Origin of the sequence: Pseudomonas medicaginis (genome assembly GCF_965119365.1) — a bacterium.
Classification (GTDB): domain Bacteria; phylum Pseudomonadota; class Gammaproteobacteria; order Pseudomonadales; family Pseudomonadaceae; genus Aquipseudomonas.
On the sequence record NZ_OZ221631.1, the window covers coordinates 6,241,762 to 6,259,605 of the forward strand.

Annotated in this window: 18 protein-coding genes; 10 read left to right on the top strand and 8 right to left on the bottom strand. The window is 61.2% G+C overall.

The genetic code is table 11. The features are described from left to right. The first annotated feature begins 718 nt into the window (after positions 1-718). Entirely contained in the window at positions 719-2,224 is a 1,506-nt protein-coding gene (mqo, locus tag ACMTA2_RS27495; protein ID WP_413792606.1) for a malate dehydrogenase (quinone), read from the top strand. Between the two features lie 61 nt (positions 2,225-2,285). On the opposite strand, the gene ACMTA2_RS27500 is transcribed toward mqo, so the two are convergent. The 3 genes from ACMTA2_RS27500 to ACMTA2_RS27510 form a co-directional block, all read right to left on the bottom strand. Then, positions 2,286-2,747 carry a hypothetical protein gene (locus tag ACMTA2_RS27500; RefSeq protein WP_413792607.1) on the bottom strand — a complete coding sequence of 154 codons (462 nt, stop codon included), beginning with the start codon at positions 2,745-2,747 and terminating at the stop codon, positions 2,286-2,288. Positions 2,748-2,937: 190 nt separating this feature from the next. After that, the gene (locus tag ACMTA2_RS27505; protein WP_413792608.1) at positions 2,938-3,225 is read right to left on the bottom strand and encodes a PA4642 family protein; all 288 of its coding nucleotides are present in this window, start codon (positions 3,223-3,225) and stop codon (positions 2,938-2,940) included. A gap of 61 nt (positions 3,226-3,286) precedes the next feature. Beyond that, positions 3,287-3,772, bottom strand: a complete 486-nt coding sequence (locus tag ACMTA2_RS27510) for a hypothetical protein (protein ID WP_413792609.1) — start codon at positions 3,770-3,772, stop codon at positions 3,287-3,289. Between the two features lie 320 nt (positions 3,773-4,092). Here ACMTA2_RS27510 and dauA point away from each other — a divergent pair, with 320 nt between their 5' ends. Beyond that, complete coding sequence (gene dauA, locus ACMTA2_RS27515; RefSeq protein WP_413792610.1) at positions 4,093-5,817, top strand: C4-dicarboxylic acid transporter DauA; 1,725 nt, start codon at positions 4,093-4,095, stop codon at positions 5,815-5,817. Between the two features lie 161 nt (positions 5,818-5,978). On the opposite strand, the gene ACMTA2_RS27520 is transcribed toward dauA, so the two are convergent. Together ACMTA2_RS27520 and ACMTA2_RS27525 are read right to left on the bottom strand one after the other, a co-directional pair. Further along, a complete protein-coding gene (locus ACMTA2_RS27520) occupies positions 5,979-6,452 on the bottom strand; it encodes a WbuC family cupin fold metalloprotein (RefSeq protein ID WP_413792611.1) in 474 nt (157 codons plus the stop codon). 3 nt (positions 6,453-6,455) lie between these two features. Beyond that, entirely contained in the window at positions 6,456-7,013 is a 558-nt protein-coding gene (locus tag ACMTA2_RS27525; protein WP_053125250.1) for a hypoxanthine-guanine phosphoribosyltransferase, read from the bottom strand. A gap of 162 nt (positions 7,014-7,175) precedes the next feature. Between ACMTA2_RS27525 and upp the strand changes: the two genes are divergently transcribed. After that, positions 7,176-7,814, top strand: coding sequence for a uracil phosphoribosyltransferase (gene upp, locus ACMTA2_RS27530; RefSeq protein WP_003185330.1), 639 nt, complete (start codon positions 7,176-7,178; stop codon positions 7,812-7,814). Positions 7,815-7,816: 2 nt separating this feature from the next. Further along, a complete protein-coding gene (locus ACMTA2_RS27535; protein WP_413792612.1) occupies positions 7,817-9,091 on the top strand; it encodes a uracil-xanthine permease family protein in 1,275 nt (424 codons plus the stop codon). Between the two features lie 134 nt (positions 9,092-9,225). On the opposite strand, the gene hemH is transcribed toward ACMTA2_RS27535, so the two are convergent. Further along, positions 9,226-10,251: a ferrochelatase gene (hemH, locus tag ACMTA2_RS27540; protein ID WP_413792613.1), complete on the bottom strand. Its 1,026-nt coding sequence runs from the start codon at positions 10,249-10,251 to the stop codon at positions 9,226-9,228. Between the two features lie 13 nt (positions 10,252-10,264). Continuing rightward, on the bottom strand, positions 10,265-11,164 hold the full coding sequence (locus ACMTA2_RS27545; protein WP_413792614.1) for a TIGR01777 family oxidoreductase: 900 nt from the start codon (positions 11,162-11,164) through the stop codon (positions 10,265-10,267). 196 nt (positions 11,165-11,360) lie between these two features. Here ACMTA2_RS27545 and ACMTA2_RS27550 point away from each other — a divergent pair, with 196 nt between their 5' ends. From ACMTA2_RS27550 to ACMTA2_RS27575, 6 genes are all read left to right on the top strand, one after another. Beyond that, positions 11,361-12,347, top strand: a complete 987-nt coding sequence (locus tag ACMTA2_RS27550) for an NAD(P)/FAD-dependent oxidoreductase (protein WP_413792615.1) — start codon at positions 11,361-11,363, stop codon at positions 12,345-12,347. Between the two features lie 174 nt (positions 12,348-12,521). Further along, entirely contained in the window at positions 12,522-13,484 is a 963-nt protein-coding gene (locus ACMTA2_RS27555) for a YbgA family protein (RefSeq protein WP_413792616.1), read from the top strand. Then, positions 13,484-14,428: a MerR family transcriptional regulator gene (locus ACMTA2_RS27560; RefSeq protein WP_413792617.1), complete on the top strand. Its 945-nt coding sequence runs from the start codon at positions 13,484-13,486 to the stop codon at positions 14,426-14,428. Before ACMTA2_RS27555 ends, ACMTA2_RS27560 begins: the two co-directional genes overlap by 1 nt. A gap of 15 nt (positions 14,429-14,443) precedes the next feature. Next, entirely contained in the window at positions 14,444-15,904 is a 1,461-nt protein-coding gene (gene phrB, locus ACMTA2_RS27565) for a deoxyribodipyrimidine photo-lyase (RefSeq protein ID WP_413792618.1), read from the top strand. Between the two features lie 115 nt (positions 15,905-16,019). Continuing rightward, positions 16,020-16,793, top strand: a complete 774-nt coding sequence (locus ACMTA2_RS27570) for an SDR family oxidoreductase (RefSeq protein ID WP_413792619.1) — start codon at positions 16,020-16,022, stop codon at positions 16,791-16,793. A 27-nt stretch (positions 16,794-16,820) separates the two neighbouring features. Next, positions 16,821-17,126 (top strand): YkgJ family cysteine cluster protein, encoded by a 306-nt coding sequence (locus tag ACMTA2_RS27575; RefSeq protein WP_413792620.1) that lies wholly within the window; start codon positions 16,821-16,823, stop codon positions 17,124-17,126. Positions 17,127-17,237: 111 nt separating this feature from the next. Here the strand turns inward: ACMTA2_RS27575 and ACMTA2_RS27580 are convergent, their stop codons facing one another. Continuing rightward, the gene (locus tag ACMTA2_RS27580) at positions 17,238-17,756 is read right to left on the bottom strand and encodes an acyloxyacyl hydrolase (protein ID WP_413792621.1); all 519 of its coding nucleotides are present in this window, start codon (positions 17,754-17,756) and stop codon (positions 17,238-17,240) included. Between the last annotated feature and the right edge of the window lie 88 nt (positions 17,757-17,844).

The window sequence follows — 17,844 nt, forward strand, 5'->3', positions numbered from 1 at the left end:
TTAAACACGACCATTTCCCTGCGTTTCTTCGATACAATCTCCCCCCGATTATAAGGACGTCTCCTGATCGGGCCTCGCAACACCGCTGATGCGCTGGTATTGGCACCCCGCAACGCCCACAGAGAGCCGCCCACACAGATCGAGTGAAGCTGGCGTGCTTGCTGCTCCTCCAGGCAAATCACCACTTTTCGCGAATCTGCAGAGCTGTCATTACGCTCGGTCACTGAGCTGTCTGCCCGTTTTGCCTGTCATGTACTACATGGGGGCAACCGAACCGGGCGCAGTGCCAGGCTGGGACAGCCCTTTTTTGAGGTTCACGTCTTCAAAAGAGCGTGAAAAAACGGGTTTTCACAACTTCACGAGAGTGTGGCGAGCAAATGAATAGTTTTGCGTCTGAACAAGCACCATTAGCGTCTGAAACAGCCCAACGACACAGGACCGGATATCGCTCAAGAACCGGCGCCTGAAGCCTGTCCGCTACGGATTTGGTTGCACGAACGGATGCCTCGGCCATAAGTCGAATTGCCCGCCCGGCGCTTAAATGAGTTCATGTGACTCTTGAGGCCAGGCTGCATGCATCCACAGTAGGTGCGAAAAATTGCGAAGATTCGGACATGGCGATCCTGGCCATGGATAACTGGGGCGCAACAGACCTGCCCCGCCACTCCTGGCCGCTATGCCGACAATTTGGTGCTGCAGATTTTTGGAGACGCGTTAAATGGCGCATAACGAAGCAGTCGATGTAGTTCTGGTAGGGGCCGGCATCATGAGTGCCACCCTGGCCGTGCTGCTCAAGGAGCTCGATCCCGCGATTTCGCTGGAAGTCGTCGAGCTGATGGATTCCGGTGCCGCGGAGAGTTCCAACCCGTGGAACAACGCCGGTACCGGTCACGCCGGGCTGTGTGAGCTCAACTACACGCCCCAGGCGGCCGACGGTACTGTCGACATCAAGAAAGCCGTGCACATCAACACTCAGTTCGAGGTGTCGAAGCAGTTCTGGACGTACCTGACCCAAAAAGGCACGTTCGGCTCCTCCAAGTCCTTCATTGCCCCGGTGCCGCACCTGAGCTTCGTGCAGGGCGAGAAAGGCGTGGCATTCCTGAAGACGCGCTTCGAGTTGATGCGCCAGCATCACGCCTTCGCCGACATGGAATACACCGAAGACAAAGGCCAGATGGCCGAGTGGATGCCATTGATGATGCCTGGTCGGCCGGACGATGAAGTCATCGCTGCCACCCGTGTCATGAACGGTACCGACGTCAACTTTGGCGCCCTGACCAACCAGTTGCTCAAGCACCTGACCAGCGCCCCGGACACCCAGGTCAAATACTGCAAGCGCGTCACCGGCCTCAAGCGCAACGGCAGCGGCTGGACCGTGAGCATCAAGGACGTCAACTCCGGCAACACCCGCGAAGTCGATGCCAAGTTCGTGTTCCTGGGTGCCGGCGGCGCGGCGTTGCCGCTGCTGCAAGCCTCGGGCATCGAGGAAAGTAAGGGGTTCGGCGGCTTCCCGGTCAGCGGCCAGTGGCTGCGTTGCGACAACCCGGAAGTGGTCAAGCACCATCAGGCCAAGGTCTACAGCCAGGCAGCGGTGGGTTCGCCGCCGATGTCGGTGCCGCACCTGGACACCCGCGTGGTCGATGGCAAGAAGTCCCTGCTGTTCGGGCCGTACGCCGGTTTCACCACCAAGTTCCTCAAGCACGGCTCGATCATGGACCTGCCGCTGTCGGTACGTGCCGGCAACATCGGCCCGATGCTGGCCGTGGCCCGGGACAACATGGACCTGACCAAGTACCTGATCAGCGAAGTGATGCAGTCCATGGAGCAGCGCCTGGAATCGCTGCGTCGCTTCTACCCCGAGGCGAAAGCCGAAGACTGGCGCCTGGAAGTGGCCGGCCAGCGGGTGCAGATCATCAAGAAAGACCCGAAGAAAGGTGGCGTCCTGCAGTTCGGTACCGAACTGGTGGCGGCCAAGGACGGCAGCCTCGCCGCCCTGCTCGGCGCCTCGCCGGGTGCTTCGGTGACCGTGTCGATCATGTTGGAACTGATCGAGCGCTGCTTCCCGGACAAGGCCAAGGGCGAGTGGGCTGCCAAGCTCGCAGAGATCTTCCCGGCCCGGGAGAAAGTGCTGGAAACCGACGCGGCGCTGTATCGCAAGATCAATGCGCAGAACAACATTGCGTTGGAGTTGGTTGAAGACAGCAAGGCTGAAAGTTACGCCTGACACCTTGCAGTCCATATAAAAAGCCTTCCGTGCAAACGGAAGGCTTTTATTTTCTGCGGTCTTAATTCATGCTGAACTTGATACGCGTTCCGCCGTGACGAACATACGCGTCATCATCTTCAATATAAAACAATTCAGCGACGCAGGATCCCACCGGTTCCGCTTTGACCCAGCGATGATAAGGCATTGCACGTTCATCACTGACCGGTGCCCTTGGAACATGCCCAAAGCTGAAACGGCAGGTGCGGCTGCCTTGCGTGTAGCTAAAGCTCTCTCGCTCGGCGCGCGATTGGGGCAGGTAATACGTTAATTCCTGGCTCTCACCCGGGTCTATCGAAAAACTGTGACCCGCATTGGCCGGAATCCGCGTCCAGGTAAAATCGCTACCGGGAACAATGACAGCGGCTGTTGCGTTAAAGATCTCGACATTGACAATTTCATCCCGCGCACAGGAGGCTGAACTTGCCAGGCACGTCGCCAGAGACAACAACACCCCGGCAATACACTTCTTTTGATCTTCCATGATGAATACAGCTCCATTTAAACAATGACATCGAAGCCCAGTGGCTTCGACGAAAAAGTAATGGAAATTCAAATAAAACAAAACAGCCCGAATAGTGACATAACCTTTCGGAGCCACTTTCAAAAGCACAAATGGGTTGCGATCAAGCGGAGCGTTCAACGCTCCGAAGAGCGTTGATGGGTTTCAATGCTCAGCCGCGCGCCTTGTTGATCAACTCGATGTATTCCTCGGCATTACGCTGGTCCTGGATCAACGCAACGAAATCCTTGCCGTGCTCATCCTTGCCGTTGAGGTCATGGCCGGCCTCGACGAAAAACGTCAGGAAACGCTCGAAATCGTCGACCCGCAGGCCACGGTAGGCCTTGATCAGTTTGTGCAGCGACGGTGAAGTGGCATCGACCGGTTCGAAATTGAGGAACAGCTTGATCTGCTCATCGCCAATCTCGTCGCCAATCACTTGTTTCTTGTCTTTACGCATTGCCGGCTCCAACTCGCACAATTCACGGGGCGGGCAGTTTACCCCCGGCAGGCCTTGAGGCTCAACGCGGGCGTTCGGTGCCGGTGTGCAGGTCGGCCCAGATATGGCCGTTGGCGTAGGTGAGGAACTGCACATAGACCGTGTTGTTGCGTAGCAGATCGATGACCACCCGGTACTGGGCCTGTGGATAAGACAGCGTCAGGGTCTTGCTCGCCTCGTCGAAGGCCGGTTTCTTCAAGCTTTTGCTTTCACCGTCGAAATTGAGGATCACTTGGTTGAGGGTGGCGCCCTTGTTCAGCGGCTTGCCCTTGAGGCGCACCAGCAGGGGTGAAGTGACCGGGATCGGTTGCTGGTTGGACTGGCGCTGGTTACCCAGCACCACCGAATATTCGGTCACTTGCAGCAACTGCTGTTGTTCAGGCTGTTCCTGGCGCACCGCCAGGTCATCCGGCGGCAGGAACTGACTGTGCATCGGCGCGGCCACGGTCGTCAAAGGCAGACTGGCGATCAACAGCGAAGTGGCGCAACGGCGGATCGATACACGCATGACAAGCTCCAGGGTCTTGGCCGGGCACTCTAGCATGAGCCTGGGCGGTAAAAATAACGATCCAGATCAATACATCCGCGCAACGAGCACGGCATACTCAAAGAGCCATCAGCCCTCGCATCACATGATGCCTCTTGTGGCGAGGGGATTTATCCCCGCTGGGCTGCGAAGCAGACCTAAACCGGATACTCGGTGAATCAGACAGCCCCCAACCCGATGGGGGCCGCTTCGCAGCCCAACGGGGGAGAAAATCCCCTCGCCACAAGTTGAGTGTTTGCCGGGAATTCGATATTTACCCCCGTTCACTTCGTGGAGTTTCCATGGCCTTCTCCGTCCCACCGTTGTTTGCCGCCTGGCGCCAGACCTGGCGTGCCGGCTACACCCTGGAACGCCTGCGTGGCGACCTGGTGGCCGGGCTGACCGTCGGCATCATCGCCATCCCACTGGCCATGGCCCTGGCGATTGCCGTTGGCGTGCCGCCGCAACATGGGTTGTACACGGTGTTGGTGGCCGCGCCCTTGATCGCCCTCACCGGCGGCTCGCGTTTTAACGTCAGCGGGCCGACGGCAGCATTTGTGGTGATCCTGCTGCCCATCACCCAACAATACGGCCTGGGCGGCCTGCTACTGTGCACCATGCTCGCCGGCCTGATCCTGATCGCCCTGGGCCTGATGCGCGCCGGTCGCCTGATCCAGTACATTCCCTATCCGGTCATCCTCGGTTTCACGGCAGGCATCGGCGTGGTCATCGCCACTTTGCAGCTCAAAGACCTCCTGGGGCTGACCACCGCCGGCCAAGCCAAACACTACATCGAACAACTGGGCGAATTGATCGTGGCGCTGCCCGGCGCCCGTCTCGGCGATGGGGTCATCGGCGCCGTGTGCCTGGCGGTGTTGATTGCCTGGCCGCGCTGGGTACCTCGGGTGCCCGGGCACCTGGTGGCCCTGCTGGTGGGCACGGCATTGGGGCTGGCGATGGAACACGGCGGATGGCCGATCGCGACACTGGGCGAGCGTTTCAGCTACGTCGTCGATGGCATCGCTCACCCGGGCATCCCACCCTTTCTACCCAGCTTCGACTGGCCCTGGAACTTGCTGGACAGCCAGGGACATCCGTTGGTCCTGTCCTATGACCTGATCCGCCAACTGCTGGCGCCCGCCTTTGCCATCGCCATGCTCGGTGCCATCGAGTCTCTGTTGTGCGCGGTGGTGGCGGACGGCATGACCGGCAGCAAGCACGACCCCAATGCCGAATTGATGGGCCAGGGCCTGGGCAACCTGGTGGCGCCACTGTTCGGTGGCATCACCGCCACCGCCGCCATTGCCCGCAGCGCCACCAACGTACGCAGCGGCGCTTCTTCACCACTGGCCGCGATCATTCACAGTCTCGTGGTGCTGGTGGCGATTGTGCTGCTGGCGCCGCTGTTCAGTTACCTGCCCATGGCCGCACTGGCCGCGCTGCTGGTGATGGTTGCCTGGAACATGAGCGAAGCCGGGCATGTGCTGCACACCCTGCGCATCGCTCCGCGCAGCGACGTACTGGTGTTGCTGACCTGCCTGAGCCTGACCGTCTTGTTCGACATGGTCCTGGCCGTCGCGGTCGGCCTGCTGCTGGCCGCCGGGCTGTTCATCAAGCGCATGAGCGAACTGACCGACAGCGCCGAGTTGCCGCGCCACTTCCACCAGGCCCTGCTGGACATGCCCGAGCACGTTCGCTGCTACGGGATTCGCGGGCCGCTGTTCTTCGGCGCAGCGGAAAAGGCCCTGGATGTGCTGCGTCGTTTCGACCCGGGCGTTCGGGTGGTGGTCGTGGACATGAGTGCCGTGCCGATGCTGGACATGACCGCCCTGGCCGCGCTGGAAAATATCCTGAGGGACTATCGAAAGCAGGGCATTGGCCTGATCCTGGTCGCGACTGCGCCCAGGGTGCGCCTGAAGCTGCGCCGCGCCGGCATTCATCGCGAACAACGTCAATTGGCGTATGTGCAAACCCTGGAACAGGCGCGGGTCAAGAGTGAGCGCTGGCTGCAAGCCCACTGCGCCTGACCTGTGCGAGGGGATCTATCCCCGCTGGGGCGCGAAGCGGCCTGAATCAACCTGCGTGGAGTGTCAGGCATACCGAGTCCATGGCAATGGGGCCGCTTCGCAGCCCAGCGGGGATAAATCCCCTCGCCACAGGATCCATCCTGCTTTGGGTATAACGAGACTCAGTCGAACTGAGCCCGCATCCACGCCTGGTACTCAGCCACGCCCGCCTCGCCTTCGCGGGGCGCCCAGTGGGCCAGTTCGCCTTCGCCCACGGGCCGGTAAGGACCGGCCTTGCATTCGAACATCAGGCTGTCGGCCTCCAGCACCACCAAACCGTGATACACGCCGGCCGGCAGATCGACGCCGAGGCAATCGCCACCGGCCTGCAGGATACGCTTGTCCACCACCGCACCGGCCTCGTCGAAGATCAACAACCCCAACCGCCCCTTGAGCACCAGCAGGGTTTCCGCCTTGTCGGCGCTCAGGTGGCGGTGCGGCGGGATGTAGGTGCAAGGCTGCAAACCCACTGCCATGCGATGGCACGGCTCATCCATCTCATGGAAATTATGGTGCTGCCGCCCGCGAGGGTTGGCCGCGGCTTTCTCGGCCAACTCATCGAACAGCGCTTGCTCCAGAAAGCTTGGCCGAGTCATCGATTACATCCCCTTGACGGCGAAGATGCCGTTGGCGTTGCGCCAGTAACCTTTGTAGTCCATGCCGTAGCCGAAGATGTAGCGGTCGATGCATGGCAGGCCGACGAAATCGGCTTTCAAGTCCGGCCGCGCCTTGCGGTCATGGTCCTTGTCGATCAGCACGGCGGTGTGCACGGCGCGGGCGCCGGCGTGTTTGCAGAAGTCGATGATCGCGCCCAGGGTGTGCCCCTCGTCGAGGATGTCGTCGATGATCAGCACGTCGCGGTCGATGAACGAGACTTCCGGCTTGGCTTTCCAGAACAGGTCGCCACCGCTGGTTTCGTTGCGATAGCGCGTCGCGTGCAGGTAGGACGCTTCCAGGGGGAAGTTCAGATAGGTCAGCAGCTTGCCGGAGAAAATCAGCCCGCCATTCATGACGCAGAACACCACCGGATTGGCATCCGCCAGTTGCTCGTTGATTTGCGCACCGACACGGGCGATGGCCGCTTCGACTTCGGCTTCGGTGTACAGGCAGTCAGCCTCTCGCATGATTTGACGGATATGCTCGAGATCAGCGGACATGGCGCTCTCCAAGGGTGGCAAGTCGGAAAAACGGGCAAAGGTACGCATCCCGCCCGGCCAGATCAAGCGTTTGTGGACTAACGTTCTGTATTGTCTATAGGACAACACCCTCGGATAGATTAATCTAGGCCGGTTTTTTTGCCCGCCGCCGGAGCCTTCCCCATGCCCATCCTCGAGATCCGCCATCCGCTGATCAGACACAAACTCGGCCTGATGCGCCGCGCCGATATCAGCACGAAGAACTTCCGTGAACTGGCCCAGGAAGTCGGTGCCCTGCTCACCTACGAAGCCACCAAGGACCTGCCGCTGGAGTCCTATGAAATCGACGGTTGGGCCGGTACGGTCCAGGTCGAGAAAATCGCCGGCAAGAAAATCACCGTGGTGCCGATCCTGCGCGCCGGCATTGGCATGCTCGAGGGCGTACTGAGCCTGATCCCGGGGGCCAAGGTCAGCGCCGTGGGCGTGGCTCGCAACGAGCAGACCCTGCAAGCGCACACCTACCTGGAAAAACTGGTCCCGGAAATCGACGAGCGCCTGGCGATGATCATCGACCCGATGCTCGCCACCGGCAGCTCCATGGTCGCCACCATCGACCTGTTGAAAAAGGCCGGTTGCCGGGACATCCGCGCCATGGTGCTGGTCGCCGCCCCCGAAGGCATCAAGGCCGTGCAGGACGCCCACCCGGATGTGACCATCTACACCGCGTCCATCGACCAGAAACTCAACGAGCATGGTTACATCATCCCGGGCCTGGGCGATGCCGGCGACAAGATCTTCGGCACCAAGCAGAAGGACGCTTGAGCATGCAGGATGAGTTCAACGATCCGCTCTGGCGCCAGGTCCTGTCCGGCGCGCAGATGCTGTTCGTCGCCTTCGGCGCGCTGGTATTGATGCCGCTGATCACCGGGCTGGACCCCAACGTGGCGCTGTTCACCGCCGGCCTGGGAACGATCCTGTTCCAGGTCGTCACCGGGCGCCAGGTGCCGGTGTTCCTGGCCTCGAGCTTTGCCTTCATCACCCCCATCATCCTCGCCAAGGGCCAGTTCGGCCTGGCGGCGACCATGGGCGGCGTGATGGCGGCGGGTTTCGTCTACACCTTTCTGGGCCTGGCGGTGAAGATCAAGGGCACCGGGTTCATCGACCGGCTGCTGCCGCCAGTGGTGATTGGCCCGGTGATCATTTCCATCGGCCTGGCCATGGCGCCGATTGCCGCCAACATGGCAATGGGCAAGGCCGGCGATGGCACCGAGCTGATTCATTATCAGACCGCGATGATGATTTCGATGCCAGCCCTGCTGACCACGCTGATCGTAGCGGTGTTCGGCAAAGGCATTTTCCGCCTGGTGCCGATCATCTCCGGCGTGCTGGTGGGCTTCGCCATGGCGTTTTTCTTCGGCGTCGTGGACACCGCGAAAATCGCCGCCGCGCCGTGGTTCGCCCTGCCGAACTTCACCGCACCGGAGTTCAATTGGCAGGCGATCCTGTTCATCGTACCGGTGGCGCTGGCGCCGGCCATCGAGCACATCGGCGGCGTGATTGCCGTGGGCAGCGTGACCGGTCGCGACTACCTGAAAAAACCCGGTCTGCACCGCACACTGCTCGGTGACGGCATTGCCACCACCGCCGCCGGCCTGTTCGGTGGCCCGCCCAACACTACCTACGCCGAAGTGACCGGCGCGGTGATGCTGACCAAGAACTACAACCCGAAGATCATGACCTGGGCGGCGATCTTTGCCATCAGCCTGGCGTTCATCGGCAAGTTCGGCGCGCTGCTGCAAAGCATCCCGGTGCCCGTGATGGGCGGGATCCTGTGCCTGTTGTTCGGTTCGATTGCGGCAGTGGGCATGAACACGCTGATCCGCCACAAGATCGACCTGGGCGAAGCGCGCAACCTGGTGATCGTTTCGGTGACGCTGGTGTTCGGCATCGGTGGCGTACTGGTAGGCACCGGCACCGGCCCGGACGACTTCGGCCTCAAAGGCATCGCGCTGTGCGCGGTGGTGGCGATCGCGCTGAACCTGCTGCTGCCGGGCAATGACGGCTGGAAGCAGAAGAAGGCAGACGAGCCGCTGCTCTGAAGTGCTTTGTTGCCAGTCAGAAAGCCATCGCGAGCAAGCTCGCTCCCACAAGGGGGTCTGTCGTGAACACAAATTTTGTGATCACTCGAGATCCACTGTGGGAGCGAGCTTGCTCGCGATGAGGCCCTTGAACCTCACAAAGCTATCGGAGCCCGTTCGCAGAGGGTACTCAACGCCTGCGCCCACTGCGCCTCATCATTGAGGCAAGGCACCAGCACCAACTCCTCCCCCCCCGCCTCACGGAACTGCTCGCGGCCGCGATCGCCGATTTCTTCCAGGGTCTCGATGCAGTCGGCCACGAACGCCGGGCACATCACCAGCACTTTCTTCACGCCGCTCTTAGCCAGTTCCTCCAGGCGCGCCTCGGTGTAGGGTTCGATCCACTTGGCCCGTCCCAACCGCGACTGGAACGACACCGACCATTTGCCATCCGCCAGCCCCATGCGTTGGGCGAACAGGCTGGCCGTGCGGATGCATTGCGCGCGGTAACAGGTCGCCATGACCTCCGGCGGCGCATTCTTGCAGCAGTCGGCATCCTTGAAGCAATGAAACCCCGTCGGGTCGAGCTTGGTCAGGTGCCGTTCCGGCAAGCCATGGAAGCTCAACAACAGATGATCGTGCTCCTGCATCAGGTACGGCTTGGCGCTGGCCACCAGGGCGTCGAGGTATTCGGGCTGATCGTAGAACGGCTGGAGGATCGAAAACTGCACATTGAGTTTCTGCTCCCGCACGACTCGCTTGGCCTCCTCGATCACCGTGGTCACGGTGCTGTCGGCGAACTGCGGGTACAACGGCGCCAACGTGATCTTCTTGTGACCCTGGCTCGCCAGCCGCACCAGCGCCGACTCAATGGATGGCTCACCATAACGCATCGCCAGTTCCACCGGGCCCTGACTCCACTGCGCGGTCATGGCCTGTTGCAGCCGGCGACTGAGCACCACCAACGGCGATCCCTCCTCCCACCAGATCGAGGCATAGGCATGGGCCGACTGCTCCGGACGCTTGATCAGGATCAGCGATACCAACAAGCGCCGCACCGGCCATGGCAAGTCAATGACATACGGATCCATCAGGAATTGATTGAGATAGCGGCGCACATCGGCCACCGAAGTGGAGGCAGGCGAACCCAGATTCACCAGAAGCAACGCGTGATCGGTCATGCAACGTCCTATTTCAAAGGCGGCTGGACAAGTCTTCCAAGGCCGCAGGCAAATCAGTGAACCGGAATGTGAAACCCGCCGCCTGCAATCGGGCGGGCGTGGCGCGCTGGCCGCCAAGCAACAACAAGGACAATTCCCCCAGCGTGACCTTCAGCGCAAGCTCCGGCATCGGCACCACGGCCGGCCGATGCAATACGTGCCCCAGGGCCTTGGCAAAATCGCGGTTGCGCACCGGGTTCGGCGCGCACGCATTATAAGGACCGCTGGCGTCGATGCGGTGCAGAAGAAAATCAATCAGGGCGATTTGATCGTCGATGTGAATCCACGGCATCCACTGCCGACCATTGCCGATACGCCCGCCCAGCGCCAGTTTGAACGGCAGCAGCAACCGCGACAAAAAGCCGCCCTCGGCAGACAGCACCAGGCCGGTACGCACCAGCACCACACGCAGCCCCAACGCCTCGGCCCGTTGCGCGGTTTCTTCCCAGGCGATGCACAACTGGCTGGCGAAATCTTCACTCACCGGCCCCGACGCCTCGGTCAACTCACGCTCGCCACCGTCGCCGTACCAGCCCACCGCGGATCCGGAAATCAACACCTGCGGTTTCTGCTCGCAACGCTCCAGCCACGCCAGCAGAACTTCCGTCAACGTGATGCGACTGCTCCACAACAACATCTTGCGTTTGTGGCTCCAGGGACGGTCGGCAATCGGCGCTCCCGCGAGGTTGACCACCGCGTCCACCGGCTCGTCGATTTCGTCGAGCTTGGCCACGCCCCGCACCGATGCCCCGCAGATTTTCGCCACCTCTTCGGGTCGGCGACTCCATACCGTCAAGCGATGTCCCTGCTGCAACCAGAGGCGGCAGAGCTGACGTCCGATCAAACCAGTACCGCCGGTCAGCAATATGTGCATGAGATGTTCCTCGCATCGCGTTTTACCCGGCCCATTAGTCTATTTTTATAAGCAGGGATTTTTCGTATCGGACAGGGTCTGTGTTTAACAATAGGACAACCTGCCCAAACGCGAACGGTAAAACTTATACCAAAAACCCGAATTGTACAGGTTTAAACGACGGCGTAGTCTGTACAGAAAGGTAAACGAGGCCCTCATGACTGTACCTATCGCAATCATCGGCACCGGCATCGCCGGACTTTCAGCCGCCCAGGCCCTGACGGAGGCCGGGCATATCGTTCAACTCTTCGATAAAAGCCACGGCAGTGGCGGACGCATGTCGAGCAAGCGTAGCGACGCCGGCGCGCTGGACATGGGCGCGCAATACTTCACCGCCCGCGACCGCCGCTTCGTCACGGAGGTCCAGCGCTGGCAAGCCAAAGGCTGGGCCGCGGAATGGAACCCGCAGCTCTACAACTTCCAGAATGGACAACTGAGCCCCTCGCCGGATGAGCAGACCCGCTGGGTCGGCACGCCGCGAATGAGCGCGATCACCCGCGCCTTGCTCGACACGTTGCAAGTTCAGTTTTCCTGCCGGATCACCGAGGTGTACCGCGGTCAGGAACATTGGCACCTGCAGGACGCGGAAGGTTTCACCCACGGCCCCTTCGGCCAGGTGGTGATCGCCACGCCCGCCCCCCAGGCCACCGCATTGCTGGCCGCCGTACCGAAACTGGCCGCCGTGGCCGCCGGCGTGAAGATGGACCCGACCTGGGCCGTGGCGCTGGCCTTCGAAGCTCCGCTGGATACGCCCATGGAAGGTTGCTTCGTGCAGGACAGTGCGCTGGACTGGCTGGCGCGCAACCGCAGCAAACCAGGACGCGACAGCAAGCTCGACACCTGGGTGCTGCACGCCACCAGCGACTGGAGCCGGCAGCACATCGACCTGTCCAAGGAAGCGGTGATCGAACACCTGCACGGCGCCTTCGCCGAACTGCTGCACAGTGCGATGCCCGCACCGAGTTTCAGCGTGGCCCATCGCTGGCTGTATGCCCGCCCCGCCGGTAGCCACGAATGGGGCGCCCTGGCCGATGCCGACCTGGGCCTGTATGTATGCGGCGACTGGTGCCTGTCCGGTCGGGTCGAAGGCGCCTGGCTCAGCGGCCAGGAAGCTGCACGCCGCCTGCATGCCAGCCTGCAGTAGATCGCACGCCCCATCGCTCTTCGCTGCTGTCGAACGAGACAGCAGCCTGCCTGCGACACCCCACTGACGTCGCCCAGCGCCTCTGTAAATCCGGTTGACTTGTGCGCGTTCGGACCTATGATGAAAATATTGTACAGAAAAATAATTCTGTATAACTTTACTCAGAGGTCGCCCATGCCCAGTGCAGCCACCGCCAAACCCAGAATCGCCATCAGCGCCTGCTTGATGGGCGCCGAAGTTCGCTTCAACGGCGGGCACAAACAATCGCCGTTGTGCAGCCGCACCTTGGTCGACTACTTCGATTTCGTGCCGGTGTGCCCCGAAGTCGCCATCGGCCTGGGCATTCCCCGGGAGCCCATCCGCCTGGTGGGCAACCCCGAACACCCCCAAGCACTGGGCACGGTGAATCGCGAACTCAACGTAACCCGGCCATTGGCCGACTACGGTCAGCAGATGGCGGACGAATTGGGTGACATCTGCGGCTACATCTTCATGCAGAAATCGCCGTCCTGCGGACTGGAGCGGGTCAAGGTCTATGACCACAACGGGGTTCCCCAGGACGGCGGCGGGCGCGGCATCTATGCCCAGGCCTTTTGCGAACGACATCCCGACCTGCCGGTGGAGGAGGACGGTCGCCTCAACGACCCGGTGCTGCGGGAGAACTTCCTGACCCGGGTGTTTGCCTATGCCGCCTGGCAAACCTTGCGCCGCCAGGGCCTGACCCGTCGCGACTTGATCGAGTTCCACTCGCGCTACAAATACCTGCTCATGGCTCACAACCCAGTGCAGTACAAAACCTTGGGCAAACTGCTGGGCAACATGGGCAAGGCCGATCCCAATGAGCTGGGCCCACGCTATTTCAGTGCATTGATGGCCGCCTTGAAGAAATGCGCCACCCGCCGCACCCACACCAATGTCCTGCAACACCTGAGCGGCTACCTCAAGCGCACCATCGACGCCGAGGACAAGCAGGAGGTGCAGCAACTCATCGGGCAATATCGCCTCGGCATCGTGCCCTTGGTGGTGCCGCTGACGTTGCTCAAGCATCACCTGCGCCAGCACCCCGATCCTTATCTGGCGCAGCAGGTCTACCTGCAACCGCACCCGGAGAACCTCAGCTTGCGAAACGCTATCTAATGAAAAACGACCCTGACGCCAGCGCCCGCGAAGACCTGGGAGCCGATTTTGCCAAAGCCTTGGCCCAAGGCTGGTTGCCCATACGCGAGGTCGCCCGGCAAACCGGTGTCAACGCCATCACGCTGCGGGCCTGGGAGCGTCGGTACGGCCTGATCGTGCCGCACCGTACACCCAAGGGCCACCGACTGTTCAATGCCGAGCATGTGCAACGGATCCGGAGCATCCTCACCTGGATCGATCGTGGCGTTGCGGTCAGCAAGATCAAGCCGTTGCTGGACACACCACCGCCGACAGAACCTGCACAGCCACCGGAGAACGACTGGCAGCGTCAGCGCCACGCCTTTGTGCTGGCGGTGACGCAACTGGCCGAGCGCCAGATCGATGATTTGGTCAACCAGGCGATGGCGCTGTATCCACCCTGGACCGTGTGCGAGCAATTACTGTTGCCGTTGCTGGCAGAGCTGCACCTGCGCTGGCAAGGCCAGTTCGGCGCACAGCTGGAACGGGTTTTCCTGTATTCGTGGCTGCGCAGCAAGTTCGGCAGCCGGATCTACCACAACAATCGCCAACTGCGCGGTGCGCCACTGTTGCTGGTCAGTCATTCGGACTTGCCCCAAGAGCCGCACCTGTGGCTCACCGCCTGGCTGGCCAGCAGCGCCGACTGTCCGGTGGAAGTGTTCGACAGCCCGCTACCGGCGGGGGAACTGGCCCTGGCGGTGGAACGCCTCAAGGCCCGTGGCGTGCTGCTGTATTCCAGTCACGCCATCAACCTGCCCCAACTGCCCAGGCTACTGAGCGGAATCGATTGCCCGGTCATCATTGCCGGCCCGACCGCGTTGCTCCACCACGCCCAGTTATCCACAGGCGCCTCGATGACGCAGGTGTCCTGGGCCGAAGACCCGCTGTCGGCTCACCGCGAACTGAGCCGCCGAGAACTCTTTTAAGATGGAAAAAACAGCATGCAACTGATCTGGCTGCGCAGCGATTTGCGACTGCGCGACAACACCGCCCTGGCGGCCGCCGCAGCCCAAGGTCCATGCGTAGCGGTGTACCTGACCAGCCCCGGGCAATGGCGTCTCCATGATGACGCACCGTGCAAGATCGACTTCTGGTTGCGCAACCTCGGCGCGTTGAGCACGGCCCTGGATGCATTGAACATCCCACTATTGATCCGCGATGCCGCGTATTGGCACCAGGCCCCGCGCGTGCTGCTCAAGCTGTGTCGCGAACTGAACGCCGATGCCGTGCATGTCAACGAAGAGTACGGCGTGAATGAAACGCAACGCGACGCCGAGGTCGCCCGCGCATTGAATGACCAGGGCATTGAGTTCCACAGTCACCTCGACCAACTGCTGTTCAAGCCCGGCAGCGTGCTGACCAAGACCGGCAATTACTTCCAAGTGTTCAGTCAGTTCCGCAAGGTCTGCTACAACCGTCTGCACTTTTCATTGCCCGGCCTGGTCGCCCCACCGTTGCCGCAGGCCCCCACCGGCATCGCCCGCGATCCGGTGCCGACGCAAGTCGAGGGGTTCGCCCCGCCCAGTGAAGCATTGCGCGCCCTCTGGCCCGCCAGCGAAAGCGAAGCCCGACGGCGCCTGGACAGTTTTGTCGAGCAGCACCTCGACGACTACCAGCGCGAACGGGACTTCCCTGCCCGGCCCGGCACCAGCCAGCTCTCGGCCTACCTGGTGGCCGGGGTGGTGTCGCCACGGCAGTGCCTGCATGCCGCGCTGCAAGCCAATCGGGGTGAATTCGAGAGTGGAAGTGCCGGGGTTGTGACCTGGATCAATGAATTGCTCTGGCGTGAGTTCTATAAACACATCTTGGTGGGCTATCCACGTGTGTCGCGCCACCGCGCGTTCCGCCCGGAAACCGAGGCACTGGCCTGGCGTAAGGTCCCCGCAGAACTGGAGGCCTGGAAACAGGCACGCACCGGCCTGCCGATCATTGATGCGGCCATGCGTCAATTGCTGGAAACCGGTTGGATGCACAACCGCTTGCGGATGGTGGTCGCCATGTTCCTGACCAAGAACCTGCTGATCGATTGGCGCGAAGGCGAGCGCTTTTTCATGCAGCACCTGATCGACGGCGACCTGGCCGCCAATAATGGCGGCTGGCAGTGGAGCGCCTCAACCGGTACCGACTCGGCGCCTTGGTTTCGCATCTTCAACCCTTTGAGCCAGTCAGAGAAATTTGACCGCGAGGGCCTGTTTATCAAGTACTGGTTACCCGAACTGAACGATCTGGACAGACATCAGGTCCATAGCCCAAATACCCAAGGCGGCTTGTTCGGCGCAGTGGATTATCCGGCACCGATCGTCGATTTGCGCGAATCCAGGGCGCGTGCACTGGCAGCGTTCAGAAACCTGCCGGGACGACAGGACGCCGCTGCAACAAGGGTGGGCGATCAGCGAACATGAAATTGCCGGGCCACGGGATGCAATATCTACCCGATGACATATAGTCTTACTAATCGTATGGACTCTCGACTGAAGGCTGTGTCTCGGTGCGATGCGCAATCGAAAGGAGTATGGAATGGGTGTAAAACTGCCACGGCGCTATTGGCTCACCGGGGCTGGCAATGGCATCGGCGCTTCGTTGGCTGAAGCGATACTCGAGACAGGTGCATACCTGGCCGTCAGTTCGCGCTCGGCCCGCTCATGCGAGCGCCTTTCGACACGTTACCCAGGACAAGTGCTGACACTGCCCGGCAATTTGACCGACAGCCAGGCCGTGTGCGAGATCGTCGAACACATCACTCGACAATGGGGCGCCCTGGATCAGGTCATCCTCAATGCCGGAACGGCTGAGTACGTTGACGGACAACCTGCCGACCAGGCCTTGATCGAGCATATCGTGCGCAGCAACCTGCTGGCCGCCAGCTTCTGCATTGAAGTGGCCACGCCCTTGTTGCGCGCCGGGACCGCTCCTCATCTGGTGGGGCTTGCCAGCCCGGCGACTTACCTGCCGCCTTCGCAAATCGAAGCCGGGGGCAACGGGATGCGTCATCTGTTCGAATCGGCTCGGACAGGATTGGCGCTCGCCGGCATCGACGTGACATTGGTCCACCCTGGCTTCGATGGCCCAGCGCTGGGGCCCGATGATTGTTTCCCCGCCCCGACCCACTGGTCGTCAGAAGAAGCGGCGCGACATGTGCTGGATCAATTGGTCGAACGCCCCCGGGAAGTCGTACTCTCCATCGCGTCCATGACCGCCCTTTGGCCCTTGCCTTCATCCACCGAAACCCTGCCGTCCGACATCGATGCAGGCCAGGCAATAAACGGCTGTCCGATCAAGGGACGCCCCTGAGCCGCCGATTACCTTACACTGCGCGCCATGAAAACCATCCCCCTCCAGGAAATCCCGACACCGGCGGTCACGTGCTCGACCTGCGCGGCGTGCTGCTGCCAATTGGAAGTGATGCTGATCACCGACACCGGCGTGCCGGAACGTTTTATCGATACGGACGATTGGGGCGGGGAAGTGATGCTGCGTCTCGACGATGGCTGGTGCGCAGCCCTGGACCGCGACAGCATGATGTGCACCATCTACGAAAAACGCCCGCTGATTTGCCGCGAGTTCGAGATGGGCGCGCCGGAATGCCTGGAAGAACGCCAGGGCATTGCGACGGCGTATCGGTAGGCGAAACAACCTGTGGGAGCGAGCTTGCTCGCGATAGCGGTAGGTCAGACAACTCCAGGGTGACTGGTCTATCGCTATCGCGAGCAAGCTCGCTCCCACAGTATTTAAGTGTTACAGCGGCATCGTGTAGTGCAGCGCGTAGCTTTCCACACCGTCGTTGGTCGACTTGATACCGGCGTTGGAGTAGTGCGTGGCGCGAATGCCCACTTCATGTCCGCCATTGAAGCGCAGGCCGAAACCGATACGGTCTTCGAACTGGAACGCCGTGCCGAGCTTGTTGGTTTCCACTTCGGTGTTGGCGAACAGCGCGACGCCCACACCGGCCTCGATGTAAGGCTTCACGTTCTGACCGGCGAATTCATAGACAAAAACCGGCGAGAACGACAGGCTGTGGTTGCTCGATGCCTCATCCCCATCCCAATAGGTATAGGCGCCGCTCCAATAGCCGGTCAGGCGGCCGACGTCACTTTGCAGCCAACTTTTGTCCCAGTCGAACTGCATGCCCAGTCGATAGGTCATGGTCGAGTCGCTGGTCTGGCCCACCCCAAACTCCACACCCGCTGCCTGCGCAGTATAAGTGTGCCCCAACAATGCAGCCGCAATCGCGGCAAAGCAGAATAAGCGCTTCATTAGAAACATCCTTTTCCGAACAGACTTAGTTGATTTTGTTACAAACACACAACGCTATAGAAATCCGCGCTAAAACAGAAGTTCAGCT

Excerpts from the sequence above, each read along its gene's own strand:
- ACMTA2_RS27550 (WP_413792615.1), top strand. The coding sequence starts at position 11,361 with ATGACTGTACCTATCGCAATCATCGGCACCGGCATCGCCGGACTTTCA.
- ACMTA2_RS27580 (WP_413792621.1), bottom strand. The coding sequence starts at position 17,756 with ATGAAGCGCTTATTCTGCTTTGCCGCGATTGCGGCTGCATTGTTGGGG.
- mqo (WP_413792606.1), top strand. The coding sequence starts at position 719 with ATGGCGCATAACGAAGCAGTCGATGTAGTTCTGGTAGGGGCCGGCATC.
- ACMTA2_RS27545 (WP_413792614.1), bottom strand. The coding sequence starts at position 11,164 with ATGCACATATTGCTGACCGGCGGTACTGGTTTGATCGGACGTCAGCTC.
- ACMTA2_RS27500 (WP_413792607.1), bottom strand. The coding sequence starts at position 2,747 with ATGGAAGATCAAAAGAAGTGTATTGCCGGGGTGTTGTTGTCTCTGGCG.
- ACMTA2_RS27505 (WP_413792608.1), bottom strand. The coding sequence starts at position 3,225 with ATGCGTAAAGACAAGAAACAAGTGATTGGCGACGAGATTGGCGATGAG.
- ACMTA2_RS27570 (WP_413792619.1), top strand. The coding sequence starts at position 16,020 with ATGGGTGTAAAACTGCCACGGCGCTATTGGCTCACCGGGGCTGGCAAT.
- ACMTA2_RS27520 (WP_413792611.1), bottom strand. The coding sequence starts at position 6,452 with ATGACTCGGCCAAGCTTTCTGGAGCAAGCGCTGTTCGATGAGTTGGCC.
- ACMTA2_RS27525 (WP_053125250.1), bottom strand. The coding sequence starts at position 7,013 with ATGTCCGCTGATCTCGAGCATATCCGTCAAATCATGCGAGAGGCTGAC.
- phrB (WP_413792618.1), top strand. The coding sequence starts at position 14,444 with ATGCAACTGATCTGGCTGCGCAGCGATTTGCGACTGCGCGACAACACC.
- hemH (WP_413792613.1), bottom strand. The coding sequence starts at position 10,251 with ATGACCGATCACGCGTTGCTTCTGGTGAATCTGGGTTCGCCTGCCTCC.
- ACMTA2_RS27560 (WP_413792617.1), top strand. The coding sequence starts at position 13,484 with ATGAAAAACGACCCTGACGCCAGCGCCCGCGAAGACCTGGGAGCCGAT.
- dauA (WP_413792610.1), top strand. The coding sequence starts at position 4,093 with ATGGCCTTCTCCGTCCCACCGTTGTTTGCCGCCTGGCGCCAGACCTGG.
- ACMTA2_RS27535 (WP_413792612.1), top strand. The coding sequence starts at position 7,817 with ATGCAGGATGAGTTCAACGATCCGCTCTGGCGCCAGGTCCTGTCCGGC.
- ACMTA2_RS27575 (WP_413792620.1), top strand. The coding sequence starts at position 16,821 with ATGAAAACCATCCCCCTCCAGGAAATCCCGACACCGGCGGTCACGTGC.
- ACMTA2_RS27510 (WP_413792609.1), bottom strand. The coding sequence starts at position 3,772 with ATGCGTGTATCGATCCGCCGTTGCGCCACTTCGCTGTTGATCGCCAGT.
- ACMTA2_RS27555 (WP_413792616.1), top strand. The coding sequence starts at position 12,522 with ATGCCCAGTGCAGCCACCGCCAAACCCAGAATCGCCATCAGCGCCTGC.
- upp (WP_003185330.1), top strand. The coding sequence starts at position 7,176 with ATGCCCATCCTCGAGATCCGCCATCCGCTGATCAGACACAAACTCGGC.